Raw genomic sequence first — 12,719 nt, forward strand, 5'->3', positions numbered from 1 at the left:
CTGGGCCACATGGAAGGTATTATGGGTGGAAAAACTTGTTCGTTCACGCCTTAGTCATCCCATTAACTTATCCTGGTTTTTTGCATTTTTTTAAAAGATCATCACTTCGGCCAGAGCCAAAACGGCCAAACTAGTCCAGTCAGCAGTAATAATCAGTGGACTTTTCTCCAGGTCTAATTCATGGTGCTTTAGAATGATGCCGTAAAGCGCCCAAATGCCTACCAGGCCCACAAGCGGGTTAGACCTGCTAAAGACCACAAACACCACCATGAGGGTAGCCACCGGAATCATGACCCTGCTCCAAACCGGCACGCTCAAAGGGGAGCCGTCCCAACCTAGGCTCACCAAAGCGGCGCTCACATTGGCCACCGTAACAATAAAAATCCAACCGAAATATAAACTCACCGGTACCTATGTGAATCATCTGGAGTAAATAAGAGGCAATTCATTGCCAGACAAGAGATGGCATTCATGAGCCAGGAGATGGAAGCCGCCAAGGCGAAGCTCCAGAAAATGAATTAACCCCCTGTTTACGTGAAGAATGCCCTCCGGCCCTTTGGTACCTTACCATAGGGGCTTTCTGTTTTAGGCCCGTTTTCAGGAAAACGGGCCTAAAACAGAAAGCCCATCCTGAGCGGGATTGCCGCAATAGTGTAAGCCCCTTAAGGTAAAGTCGCCATTATCCGTGCCACCAGAGCATCACAACGGTGTGTGCCAAACTTAAAGACCTCTTTGCGGATAGAATGATGGTACAGGCTCTCCTTGAGCAGGGCCTTGGCCCGGTGCAGGCGTACTTTCACATTGCTTTCAGAAAGGCCAAGGCACGCCACCACCTCATTCAGGCTCAGGCCTTCCACCTCCCGCAGCACATACACAATTCTGTACTTATCAGGAATGCTGCTGATGGCTTTTTCCAATAGCTTCTTTACTTCGTCTCTAATGGCCATGTTCTCTGGGTTCATATAATTTGATTCATCTATAGCCAAGAGATCTTCCTGCCGGGAGGTATCATCTGAAGCCGGGGCGTAACGCTTACGTTCCCGCAGTTTTCCCAGTGCCACGTTTATGCCTATCCTTATCAGCCAGGTAGAGAAGAGGGAGCCTTGCCTGAACTGGTGCAGCTTCTGGTAGGCCAGCAGGTAGGTGTCCTGCATGGCATCCTCGGCGTCCTGCTCCTCTTTCAGATAGCTGCGCACCGCCCGGTAGAGTTTCTGGTTGTGGCGCCTCATCAAAAGGGCATACAGGTCTTTTTCCCCGGACAGCACCCGCGCCACCACCTCAGGATCTGGCAGCTGGGTTTTACCCGATACGGCAACACTCTCTACTCTTTCCATGTGGTTAACTTTTAGGTTAGATGACAAAGACAAAAAAGGGTTACATTTTTTGTAACGGATTTCTTTGAATTCCATCTAATGAGCAAAAACCATTTAACATAAGGAGGATAAAACCATGGACACATTAGCAGCAACCACCGCAACAAGAACCAACAGGGAAGAGGGCACCACCACCAGCCGTCTGCACACCGTCACCACTTTGCTCAAATACACCTATGGCCTGGTACCCATTGTAGCCGGCCTAGACAAGTTTACGCACCTATTAACCAACTGGGACAAGTACCTGGCGCCGGTAGTGGCAGACATTCTCCCATTCCAGGCCCACACCTTCATGTCCATAATAGGCGTGATTGAGATCATAGCGGGTTTCCTGGTGCTGGTGAAACCTAAGATAGGGTCACTGGTGGTAGCCTTGTGGCTGGTAGGTATAGCCATTAACCTACTCCTGACCGGCCAGTATTTTGACGTGGCGGTTAGGGATGTGGTCATGGCCATAGGCGCCTTCTCCCTTTACCTGCTACTTGACCACAAAGACTAAAGCGTTTTCATAGCCTTGCAGTCAGGTTCGTTCTACCTGCTGTTCCGGGGGTGATAAGGCTTTAAATGACTAGGCAGAATTAAGGCTGATTTGCCAGGCTTTCACAAGGGGGACCAGGTAGGTCTGTTGAAAAAGGAAAAGGCTCTCAGCGCTAACTGAGAGCCTTTTCTGAATATGGAGAGCACCCTCTATGGTTCAGAGGCAAAGTATTTCCCTTGTCTGGCTATTCCGTTTCTGGGTTGCAGGGCTCACGCCTTCACCTGCCGATGGGTTGCGTTTTGGCTCTTTGCGTTTCTATAGATGATTACCAGTACTACCAGCCCAACTACCGTCAAACAGGCCCAGGCAAGCGTAATAATCTGGGGGCTTTCTGCCAGACCAAGGGCGCGGTGCTTTAGAATGATGCCGTAAAGCGCCCAAATGCCTACCAGGCCTACAAACGGGTTAGACCTGCTAAAGACCACAAACACCACAATGAGGGTAGCCACCGGAATCATGACCATGGTCCAAACCGGCCCGCTCAAAGGGGAGCCGTCCCAGCCTAGTCCCACCAAAGCGGCGCTCACATTGGCCACCGTAGCAATGATAATCCAGCCAAAGTAAAGGCTTAGCGGTACCTGCGTGAACCATCTGGAGGCAACTGAGCGGCCGGCCTCATAAATTCCCAACCGCAGGTGAATAGCCAGCAAAGTAATCAACTGGATAAAGATAAGCACCACTGAAAGCACCAGCCATTCATACACCCAGGCGAAGGTCCAGGCGCCCGTGGCCAGATTGTTGGCCATGAACAGGTAGCCTATTTTTTGCAGGTCCACGTTTGCCTCATGCCCAGCCGGTGCTTGAAAAGCTTTGATCAAATGGTAAATGCAAAAGATTACCAACCCCAGGTAGATCAGGCCCCAGATAGCGAAAGTGATACCTGCCGGAGTGAAAAGCGCCGGATATTTACCTGATACCTCGCCTATGGTTTGGTTGTTGAGGAGCTTCAGCTGAGTTAACTGTGATGGCACCAGATGAAGAAGAAAGAACAACGTATTCAGTACTGCCAGTGTTTTAATCTTTTTCATAGCTTACTGTCCAAGTCCCTTATTATTTAAGATACCAAAATGGGATAGCCCAAACATTTAACCCAATACCGGCAGCCTTTGTTTTCATCTCGTAAAACGCCAGCTAGCCAGCTTATTTCATGAGTAGAAAACACGCTGTTAACTTTTGATTTTATAAAAATTGCTAGAGAGCTGAACATCCAGGAGTCATTAAAAGGGAGTATTAATCCGTTTGCATACTGCATGTTGGAATTACGGTTTTGGCAATTGCTAATAGTAGCTAAAATATGCGAGGAAAGGGCATATAATGAAATTGCCTAAATCTTTACAACAATTTTTGCCGTATTTCTCCTGATGACGCATTTCAACTCTTTAGGCAGTCAGTCAGCGTTTAATTACCTTAAAAAGTGCATATAATGATTTTGTATAAATCCGATTGTCTTGAAATTCAATACCATAAAGAGTATAAGTTGATTGAGACGCGGTGGCTTCAGTTCGCTACAAGTAATGAATACCGGGCAGGCCTGAACCAATACCTGGAAGCAGTAAGCAGAAATGAAGTTCGCTTATGGCTTGGGGATTACAGGTTGGGTAAAGTTGTGAAGCTGGAAGACCAGGAATGGGCCGCCAAAGACTGGTTCACTAGATTTCTGCCCTTATCCACAGGGATTGAGAAAATGGCCCGCGTGCAGGCCCAGGATATATTCAGCCAGATAAGCTCAGATGGTATGAAGGAAAAACTTGATATTGATGGCCTGCCTTTTCAGTTCAGTGAGTTTAAGTATTATGAAAGCGCCAAGGATTGGCTTTTGGAAGAATACCGATAAATTACTAGTCTATAATTAGTTTTGTACTTAATAACAGAATGGTCCGTGAGGAGATAATAAAGGTAAGAAGTGGTATCTGAGAAATAATTAAGAGTGGCCTACTTGCATAGGTTTTCTGAATCATGTTCTGCTGAGAATGCGTGACCCGCCTTAAGACTGAAGCCAAATCTCTGCATATACAGCATTTGCCATCTTCAAAACGACTATATAGATACTATTGGTGTTTAGGGGTTTATGTCAAATAATAGTTTTTAGTTATGCCCTTAGAACCAATTTATGTTGGAAAATTGGAAGTGGGTTAGAAGTGAATGTTAGCAAGGGCCTACGGTAGTTAAGTAAAATTCCATCTGCTTCTTTTAGCTACCAGGCAGGTGATTTCATAATGTTTATTACTTAGGCTTGAAGTCAAGTAGTTTTAGTTTCAAGACTGCATTAATGCAAAATAAAAAAGGCTCTCTGCGTTTGCAGAGAGCCTTTTTTCGTAGTCCGTAGGGGAATCGAACCCCTGTTACCAGAATGAAAATCTGGTGTCCTAACCCCTAGACGAACGGACCATTTTCCGTTTTGATGGTGCAAATATAGAAGTCGCTTTTTTATTTGCCAAACTTCTGCCAGAAAAAACTTCAGGTTTTTTAAAAAACGCCTTCAGAGGAACAAAATGGCCTATTTTTGTCCTTCGTCACAACCGGTGTTCTCCAGCACCTTTCCGTTTTAGGGGCGTTTTACGGAAAACGGGCTTAAAACGTACGAGCAGTCCTTCTCCTTTTGCTGCTCGTATAAAACAGATACCCCCTTGTGTAAAACCTTCGTCTGTACCTTTCTTTCCCATTCTATTATGCGCATTCCTTACTCTAAACTGAAAGCCGAACTGCAATTGATTCTGGAAGTCCATGGCATGAGCAGAGACCGGGCCGCTATTTGCGCCGGTATTTTCTCAGACAACAGCCGGGACGGGGTGTATTCCCATGGGCTCAACCGGTTTCCTACGTTTATCCAGATGCTGAAGGACGGGTTGGTAAAACCTATGGCAGAACCTGAGCGGATTGCCAAGAACGGGGCCATGGAACAATGGGACGGCCAGTTGGCCCCGGGCATGTACACCGCCACCCTGGCTATGGACCGGGCCATTGACCTGGCCCGGGAGTTCGGGTTGGGCGCGGTGGCCGTGAGGAACACCAACCACTGGATGCGGGGCGGTACCTATGGCTGGCAGGCCGCCGATGCGGGCTGTATTGGCTTTTGTACTACCAATACCATTGCCAACATGCCTCCCTGGGGTGGCACAGAGCCCACGCTGGGCAATAACCCGCTGGTGTTGGCGGTACCGCGGGCCAAAGGCCACGTGGTCTTAGATATGGCCCTTTCGCAGTATTCCTATGGCAAGATGCAGGAGTATGCTCTCAAAGAAGAGGAGCTGCCCCTGGCCGGCGGCTATGACGAGTACGGAGAATTAAGCCGAAACCCCACCAAAATACGGGAAGCCGAGCGGCCCTTGCCCATCGGGTACTGGAAAGGCTCCGGGCTGTCGCTGGTGCTGGATGTATTGGTGGCCTCGCTTAGCGGCGGACGCACCGTGGCCCAGATTTCCAGTGAGGCGCAGGAGGCCGGGGTTTCACAGTTTTTCCTCTGCATGCACACGCCCTTTTTGGATGACCAGATCTGCGACCAGATTATTGAATTCACCAAAACCAGCGCCCCCGTTAAAACCGATGGCAAAATACGGTACCCCGGCGAGTCTACCCTGCACACCCGCCAAGAGAATGAAGCCAAAGGCATTCCGGTGGACCACGCTATCTGGGAGCAGGTCCGGAAAATGTGAGGTGACTTACATTATTTGGTCGCTTTCACTAGCTTTTCTGCCCGGAACAGGTTATCCGCTGCCTGCAGCACCTTAGCCTTCAGTTTAGGGTTGTACCCAGTATGGTTAGCCAGGAAAGCCCGCACGGTAGCCGCAGCAGAAGCGGTTTGGTAAGAACCCAGCGAAGAAGACAGCCATCCGTAGGGGAAGAAAATATCACCGGTAAGTTGAATCTCCTCTAAGAGATCCAGCGTTTTGGGCAGGTACTTCTCAGAAGTGGCGGCCCTCAGCGGATGGTGCAAATACCCCAGCGCCGTGAGCACCCAGGACTCTTTCTCCCGGTTGGCTTCCTGGGCCAGAGAGGCAAAGAAGGCATCGCGAGTGGCCACATCAGCTGACAGGGCCGGCATCAAAAACTCCATTCTCGCTTTTCTATCTGGGTTGGTGACCCGCTGGGTTTGTTTTTCAAGGAGCTTGGCACCTGGTTTATAATCCCGCACGGCCAAAGACAGCGCCAGGGAAATATAGTCCTCCTCCGTAAGCGTTACCAACGCCGGGGCCTTTTGGCTATCCCAGATCTGGTACAACTGGTCTAGGGCCTTCGGGGTGAGGGCGATGCTCTGGTAAGTTTTAAATAGCAGCTTTTTAGAGTTAGTCGCCTTGTTCTGCCCCATGGCCGCCCATAATTCCTGCTCCAGCGCAGGGGCTAGCTGCGTGCGCTGCTGCGGCGTTAAGAGGCGCCAGAAAATGTCATTGATATGGCCGGTGAGCAGTTTCAGGTTCAGTTCCTCGGGCTCCCGGGTAAGGCCTTTTCTGGAGAATTCCAGCAGGCCCAGTGGCGTAATGGACCGGCCGTTGAGCATGTTTTCATACAAGCCAATATAGGCCGAGGCCCGCGCCACCGGGTCTTTTAACTCATATAGGTGGGCCAATGCTTTCTCATCATTGGGGAAGACGCCGTAACCCTGTCCGTTGGTGTTAAAGAGCACATATAAAGGCGCGGGCGCCCCCTGGGCTTCCGGAAGCGTGAGCTCGCGTTGGTTCATGTTCACTGTGAGTTCCTGCACCTGGTCTGGGTACACCAGCAGCACCTCAAAGAACTGAGGCCAGATCCGGGAAGAGCCATCCTCGGCGCGTTGCGAGATCTGCAGTCTTTCAATTTTCTGGTTTTGGGTTTTCAGCTCATAGTCAAACACCGGGCGTCCCGGCTCATTCACCCAAACCTGGTTCCAGGCTTGCAGATTTGTGGGGGTGTGGGCGTCCAGAATCTGGATGAGGTCTGGCCAGGTGGCGTTGCCGTTCGCGTATTTTTTGAGGTACTCCTGAAGGCCTTTCTGGAAGGCTTCTTCGCCCATGACCCGTTCCAGCTGGCGCATCATGACCGGGGCTTTGTGGTAGATGATGTTGCCGTACATGGTACCGGCGTCCTGGAGGTTCTCTAAGGTCTGCCTAATGGGGTTGGCGCCGGTGGTGCGGTCTACGCTATAGGCAGCGGGCAAGTGGTCTACCAGAAATTTCAGGTCATAGTTAGAATTGGCCAGCGACACCTGCGTGATCTTATCGGCCATGAAATTGGCGAAGACCTCTTTCATCCAGACATCATTGAACCACTCCATGGTCACCAGGTCGCCAAACCACATGTGGGCGGTCTCGTGGGCAATGAGGTTGGAGCGGGAGATCTTTTGGTCTTGGGTGGCGCCCTGGTCCAGGAAAAGGGTAGAGGCTTTGTACTGGATTGCCCCTACGTGCTCCATGCCCCCGTACTGGAAATCAGGGATGGCCACAAAGTCAAACTTCTGGAAGGGGTAGGGGATCTGGGTGTATTTCTCCAGAAAAGTTAGCGCGCTTTGGTGCAGCAGGAAAACGGAATCCTGGCTCAGGGCGATCTTGCTGGGGTCGGTTTCGCGGTGCAGAAACGTGAATTTGCGTCCGTTCAACTCCCGGGTTACGGTCTGGAACTTACCGGCCGCAAAAGAGAACAGGTACGTGGGAATAATGTCTGAAGGCGCGTAGCGTAAGGTCTTGGCATCGCCCTGGGCGGTTTCTTCCAGCAGGTTGCCGTTGGCGATGGCGCTCCATTCTTTGGGAATGGTCAACGTCAGTTGGAAGGTAGCTTTCAGGTCGGGTTGGTCAAAGCAGGGGAAAACGGTGCGGGCACGGTCTGGCACCAGCAGGGTGTAGAGGTAATCCTGGTTGCGGTTCAATGACAGGTCACCGGCAATGAAATCAATCTCCACCTGGTTCTTCCCTTTGGCCAGCGCCTTAGTAGGGAGCACCAGGTGCTCGTTCCTGAAATCAATAGCCACCGGCTGGCCGTTCACCTTCAGGCCTACCAGATGGTCGGCTTTCTCCTTGAAGTCCAGTTGCAGGTCTGCACGGGCATCTTTCAGGTCAAAGGAAATTGTTTCCTGGCCTTTGATGGGTGCCTGCTTGGTGGCCGGAATGGTTAGGTTTATCTGATAGGCCAGGGTCTGGAGACGGCTTTTGCGTTCCTGGGCCAGGTTTCTGGAAACACCATTCTCCACGGTTTCTAGGGCGCGCTGAGAGGTAATGGGCGTTTTGCTACAAGCCGCCGTTGCGGCAAGTGAAAGTAAAAGCGTGCCTTTTAAAAAGCTTTTAATAATTTTAGTTTTCATGCTTTCCAAAAATACAAAGTTCTTCTTACTTGCCGGCGTCCTTTCTTTGCCAAAATCCTGGAAAGGTGATAGGGCGTTTTAAGGCTGTTTTAAGAAAAACGGGCTCAAAACGCACTTCGGTGAGAAATAGGAAAAGCAAAGCATCGGCGGCAGCCGAAAAGAAAAAGCAAGGCACCATGACCGATAATCAAGGTAAGAAAATAGTAGTGGCCTCTACCAACCCGGTAAAGGTAAGAGCCGCTTTAGCTGGACTGCAGCGCATGTTCCCCGGGCAGGAGTTTCTGGCCGAAGGTATTTCCGTGCCTTCGGGGGTGGCGGACCAGCCGATGTCTGACCAGGAGACGTTGCAAGGGGCCCTTAACCGGGTGCAACGGGCGCGGGAAAAGCAACCCGAGGCAGATTTCTGGGTGGGCCTGGAAGGGGGTGTTGACCGAGTTGGCTCCGACCTGACCACTTTTGCCTGGGTAGTAGTACAAGCTGGTGAGAAGATAGGCAAGGCCCGTTCCGGTACGTTTTTCCTGCCCCCGCCAGTAGCGCAACTGGTGGCCGAAGGAATGGAGTTGGGGCACGCCAATGACCAGATTTTCAGTCAGGTCAACTCCAAGCAAAAAGGAGGGGCCGTGGGTATTCTCACGCAAGGCATGTTGGACCGGCAGGAACTGTATGTACAGGCCGTGCTGCTGGCTTTGGTGCCTTTCAAAAGCCCTGAACTTTATTAACCTAGCGTTTACGCCTCACGCCCATGCCACACCTACCGCACTACCGGCTTTACCCTTTAGGGGACTCTGCGCTGGTAGTGGAGTTTGGAAACCAGATTGCGCCCTCGGTTTTTGCCCGGGTGCAGGCTTTTTCTCGCTACTTAGCTACGCACCCTTTTCTGGGCATGGTGGAGCAGGTGCCGGCGTTCACTACCGTTACGGTGTATTATGATCCTTTGCCTTGGTTCAAAGCAGGCGCGGCCTCTCCTTGCCAGGCAGTGGCGGAGGCTATAGAGCAGTTACTGCAAAACATCCTTCAGGATTTAGCGTTGTCCACGCCGCGCGTCAAAGAAATACCCGTCTGTTACGGCGGCGTTTATGGCCCGGATTTGCCATTTGTGGCCCAAACCAATGGCCTCACACCTGAAGAAGTAGTGGCCCTGCATACGGGCGGCGAGTACCTGGTGTACATGATCGGGTTTGCGCCTGGCTTCCCGTATTTGGGCGGCATGAGTGAGAAGATTTCGGCGCCCCGCAAAGCCACTCCGCGGGCAGCCATTCCGGCGGGGTCGTTGGGCATTGCCGGGGCCCAGACCGGTATTTACCCATTGGAGACGCCCGGCGGTTGGCAACTGATTGGCCGCACCCCTATGGCACTTTTCAGGCCCCAGGAGGATTCGCCCAGTTTACTGAAAGCCGGAGACACGGTACGGTTCTATTCTATCACGGAAGAGCAATTTAAGCACTGGAAGGAGGAACATGAGTCTTAGGGTAGAAAAGCCGGGCCTCCTGACCACGGTGCAGGATCTTGGCCGCTGGGGCTTCCAGCAGGAAGGCGTGATTGTGAGCGGCGCCATGGATGCCCTGGCCCATAGAACGGCCAACCTGTTGGTAGGTAACCAAGAGTCGGCCGCCACGCTGGAGTTTACGCTGCTTGGCCCTTCGCTAAGGTTTGAGCAAGACCATCTTATCTCTCTTACCGGCGCTGCCTTTACTCCCAAAATCAATGGGAAAACTATTGCCTGTAATAGGATAGTTTTAGTGCGGAAAGGGGCGTTGTTGGAAATAGGGGCCGCTAAAAAGGGTTGCCGGGGTTACCTGGCCGTGGCCGGCGGCCTTCAGGTGCCCTTGGTGATGGGCAGCGCCTCTACCTATCTCAAAGCCGGGATTGGCGGCCTGAACGGGAAAGCGCTCATGGAAGGCGAGGTGGTGCCTTGTCTCTCTCTACCCTCAACAGAATTTCCTTATCTTGAGGTGCTGCAGAAGGCCGCCCAGAAATCTTCTTATGCCCAGGCCTTCTGGTATCCATCTCCTATGGCCTTATCCAAGAAGCAGGAAAACCAAGTAATTAGGGTGATGAAAGGACCTGAATATGATTGGTTCACCCCAGGAAGCCAAAACGCCTTTTGGACCCAACCCTTTAAAGTTACTGCCCAATCTGACCGCATGGGTTACCGGCTGGAAGGGCCTGTTTTAGGTCTGGTGCAAGAGCGGGAGTTGCTGTCCACGGCAGTCACCTTCGGGACGGTGCAGGTGCCGGCGCAGGGAAATCCCATTGTGCTGCTTGCTGATCATCAAACCACCGGAGGCTACCCCAGAATTGCCCAGGTCATTACCGCCGACTTTCCGGCGCTAGCCCAGTTGCCGCCCGGTCAAAAAATCCAGTGGCAGGAGGTAACAGTAGGCGAGGCTCAGACTTTATTCCTGGAGCAGGAGCAACACTTGGCGCGCCTGAAAACCTCGATTGCCTTAAAACTAAGAAAATGAACGAGCATACTACCGTAGACCTGAACTGCGATTTAGGCGAAAGCTTTGGCGCTTACCAGCTTGGCCATGATGAGGCTATTCTACCTTATGTAACCTCCGCGAACATCGCCTGCGGTTTTCATGCCGGTGACCCATCTGTCATGAAGAAAACGGTGCGTTTAGCCCTGGCGCAGAACGTAGCCATTGGCGCGCACCCCGGCTTCCCCGATCTGGTGGGCTTTGGTAGAAGGGACATGGCGGTCTCTCCTGAGGAAGTATATGACATGGTGGTCTACCAAATAGGCGCACTCACCGCGTTTGTACAGGCAGAAGGAAGCCAACTGCACCATGTAAAACCCCATGGCGCATTGTACAACATGGCTGCGGTAAACCCTGGGCTCGCCGAAGCCATTGCCGAGGCCATTTACAAAGTCCAGCCTTCTTCCATACTGTATGGATTAGCTGGCAGCGAACTCATCCATGCCGGGCAAAGAATTGGCCTGCGGGTTGCACAGGAAGTCTTCGCGGATAGAACGTACCAGGCAAATGGCACCTTAACGCCGCGCAGATTTCCCAATGCCCTAATCACCGACCAGCAAACAGCCGTCAATCAGGTCCTGCGCATGGTGAAAGAAGGCAAAGTGCAGACCCTCTACGGAAAGGATATCACCATACAGGCAGATACCATTTGCCTGCACGGCGATGGCGCACACGCTCTGGAATTCGCGCGCAGTCTGCACCAGACCCTTACCCAGGAACGCATCACGCTCAAAGCCATGGACATTATATGAAGTCAACTAAAAACTGGAGTGTCCTGCTAGGGGCGGCTTTCCTAATGGCAACCTCGGCGGTAGGGCCTGGGTTTCTCACGCAAACCACGGTGTTCACGCAGAAGCTGGGTGCCAGTTTCGGGTTTGTGATACTGGTGTCCATTCTCCTGGATATTGTGGTGCAGTTGAATGTCTGGCGCGTGATAGCCGTCTCAGAGAAGCGCGCGCAGGAGATTGCCAACCTCGTCTTGCCTGGGCTGGGCGTGTTCATTTCCATTCTGATTGTCTTAGGCGGATTTGCCTTCAATATTGGAAACGTGGGCGGGGCAGGGCTAGGCTTTCAAGTGCTGTTGGGCATTACGCCAGAGACAGGTGCCATCCTGGCCGCGCTTATGGCCATCGTCATCTTTCTGGTGCGGGAAGCAGGGAAGGTAATGGACCGCTTTGCCCAGGTCATGGGCCTGCTTATGATTCTGCTTATTATTTACGTGGCGGTGGTTTCGGCTCCACCACTGGGGGAGGCCGCTGTGAAAACCATTTTACCTGATCAACTGGATCTCATGGCCATTATTACGCTGGTGGGCGGGACCGTGGGTGGCTACATCACCTTTGCCGGCGGGCACCGGTTACTGGATGCCGGCATACGGGGAGAAGCGTCTTTACCCAGTGTCAATACCAGTGCCGTGTCTGGGATTACCATTGCCTCCATCATTAGGGTGTTTCTGTTCCTGGCCACCTTGGGTGTGGTAAGCAAAGGCCTGGCCCTGGATGAGGCGAATCCGCCGGCTTCGGTGTTTCAATTGGCGGCCGGGGCAGTGGGGTACAAGCTGTTCGGGTTGGTGATGCTGGCCGCGGCGGTGACGTCTATAGTAGGCTCTGCTTATACCTCCGTTTCGTTTCTAAAGTCTTTCCATTCGCGCATTGCCTCCAATGAGAAGTGGTTTATCATCGGGTTCATCGCCATTTCCACCATCATCTTTGTGTTGATTGGCAAACCCGTGCACCTCTTGATTTTAGCGGGCTCCCTTAATGGTTTGATCTTACCTATCACCTTGGCTACCATCTTGATCGCCGCCTATAGATTCAAGATTATAGGCACCTACAGACACCCGCTCTGGCTTGCAATCTTAGGAGTGATTGCAGTGTTGATGATGGCGTATATGGGAGGCGTGACCTTAGTAAATCAATTGCCGCAGTTGTTTGAGTAGCTGTTTGGAAATAGAGAATATCTCCTTGTTTTTTCACTGAAAAAGAGCTACTTATAGCTCACCTTTTGCCTTCCTGTATTATGAAGGAAAGGTAAGGCAAGCGTCTTTCGGTAATATA

12 protein-coding genes and 1 tRNA gene are annotated in these 12,719 nt (G+C 51.8%); 8 read left to right on the forward strand and 5 right to left on the reverse strand.

All coding sequences use genetic code 11. The features are described 5' to 3' along the window. Window positions 1-90 precede the first annotated feature (90 nt). Entirely contained in the window at window positions 91-405 is a 315-nt protein-coding gene (locus TH63_RS20245; protein ID WP_156180401.1) for a hypothetical protein, read from the reverse strand. Between the two features lie 257 nt (window positions 406-662). Continuing rightward, a complete protein-coding gene (locus tag TH63_RS05185; RefSeq protein ID WP_048922597.1) occupies window positions 663-1,334 on the reverse strand; it encodes an RNA polymerase sigma factor in 672 nt (223 codons plus the stop codon). A 115-nt stretch (window positions 1,335-1,449) separates the two neighbouring features. Here TH63_RS05185 and TH63_RS05190 point away from each other — a divergent pair, with 115 nt between their 5' ends. Then, entirely contained in the window at window positions 1,450-1,872 is a 423-nt protein-coding gene (locus TH63_RS05190) for a tRNA (5-methylaminomethyl-2-thiouridylate)-methyltransferase (RefSeq protein ID WP_082161560.1), read from the forward strand. A 248-nt stretch (window positions 1,873-2,120) separates the two neighbouring features. On the opposite strand, the gene TH63_RS05195 is transcribed toward TH63_RS05190, so the two are convergent. After that, window positions 2,121-2,939 (reverse strand): hypothetical protein, encoded by an 819-nt coding sequence (locus tag TH63_RS05195; RefSeq protein WP_048920014.1) that lies wholly within the window; start codon window positions 2,937-2,939, stop codon window positions 2,121-2,123. Between the two features lie 395 nt (window positions 2,940-3,334). Here TH63_RS05195 and TH63_RS20475 point away from each other — a divergent pair, with 395 nt between their 5' ends. Then, on the forward strand, window positions 3,335-3,745 hold the full coding sequence (locus TH63_RS20475) for an SMP domain-containing protein (protein ID WP_048920015.1): 411 nt from the start codon (window positions 3,335-3,337) through the stop codon (window positions 3,743-3,745). A 482-nt stretch (window positions 3,746-4,227) separates the two neighbouring features. On the opposite strand, the gene TH63_RS05205 is transcribed toward TH63_RS20475, so the two are convergent. Continuing rightward, window positions 4,228-4,299 (reverse strand) — tRNA-Glu (locus tag TH63_RS05205). A 281-nt stretch (window positions 4,300-4,580) separates the two neighbouring features. On the opposite strand from TH63_RS05205, the gene yiaK reads away from it, so the two are divergent. Further along, on the forward strand, window positions 4,581-5,564 hold the full coding sequence (yiaK, locus tag TH63_RS05210; RefSeq protein ID WP_048920016.1) for a 3-dehydro-L-gulonate 2-dehydrogenase: 984 nt from the start codon (window positions 4,581-4,583) through the stop codon (window positions 5,562-5,564). Window positions 5,565-5,575: 11 nt separating this feature from the next. On the opposite strand, the gene TH63_RS05215 is transcribed toward yiaK, so the two are convergent. Continuing rightward, window positions 5,576-8,179 carry a M1 family metallopeptidase gene (locus TH63_RS05215; protein WP_048920017.1) on the reverse strand — a complete coding sequence of 868 codons (2,604 nt, stop codon included), beginning with the start codon at window positions 8,177-8,179 and terminating at the stop codon, window positions 5,576-5,578. A gap of 119 nt (window positions 8,180-8,298) precedes the next feature. On the opposite strand from TH63_RS05215, the gene yjjX reads away from it, so the two are divergent. The 5 genes from yjjX to TH63_RS05240 are packed head-to-tail and all read left to right on the forward strand — an operon-like array spanning window position 8,299 to window position 12,601. Next, window positions 8,299-8,898, forward strand: a complete 600-nt coding sequence (gene yjjX, locus TH63_RS05220; protein ID WP_316931949.1) for an inosine/xanthosine triphosphatase — start codon at window positions 8,299-8,301, stop codon at window positions 8,896-8,898. Window positions 8,899-8,921: 23 nt separating this feature from the next. Next, on the forward strand, window positions 8,922-9,647 hold the full coding sequence (gene pxpB / locus TH63_RS05225; RefSeq protein WP_048920018.1) for a 5-oxoprolinase subunit PxpB: 726 nt from the start codon (window positions 8,922-8,924) through the stop codon (window positions 9,645-9,647). Next, complete coding sequence (locus TH63_RS05230) at window positions 9,637-10,644, forward strand: 5-oxoprolinase subunit C family protein (RefSeq protein ID WP_048920019.1); 1,008 nt, start codon at window positions 9,637-9,639, stop codon at window positions 10,642-10,644. Before pxpB ends, TH63_RS05230 begins: the two co-directional genes overlap by 11 nt. Further along, window positions 10,641-11,414 (forward strand): 5-oxoprolinase subunit PxpA, encoded by a 774-nt coding sequence (gene pxpA, locus TH63_RS05235; RefSeq protein WP_048920020.1) that lies wholly within the window; start codon window positions 10,641-10,643, stop codon window positions 11,412-11,414. Before TH63_RS05230 ends, pxpA begins: the two co-directional genes overlap by 4 nt. Continuing rightward, window positions 11,411-12,601 (forward strand): NRAMP family divalent metal transporter, encoded by a 1,191-nt coding sequence (locus TH63_RS05240; RefSeq protein WP_048920021.1) that lies wholly within the window; start codon window positions 11,411-11,413, stop codon window positions 12,599-12,601. The genes pxpA and TH63_RS05240 overlap by 4 nt, the downstream gene beginning before the upstream one ends. Window positions 12,602-12,719: the final 118 nt, after the last annotated feature.

The sequence above is a fragment of the Rufibacter radiotolerans genome, assembly GCF_001078055.1.
Lineage (GTDB): Bacteria > Bacteroidota > Bacteroidia > Cytophagales > Hymenobacteraceae > Nibribacter > Nibribacter radiotolerans.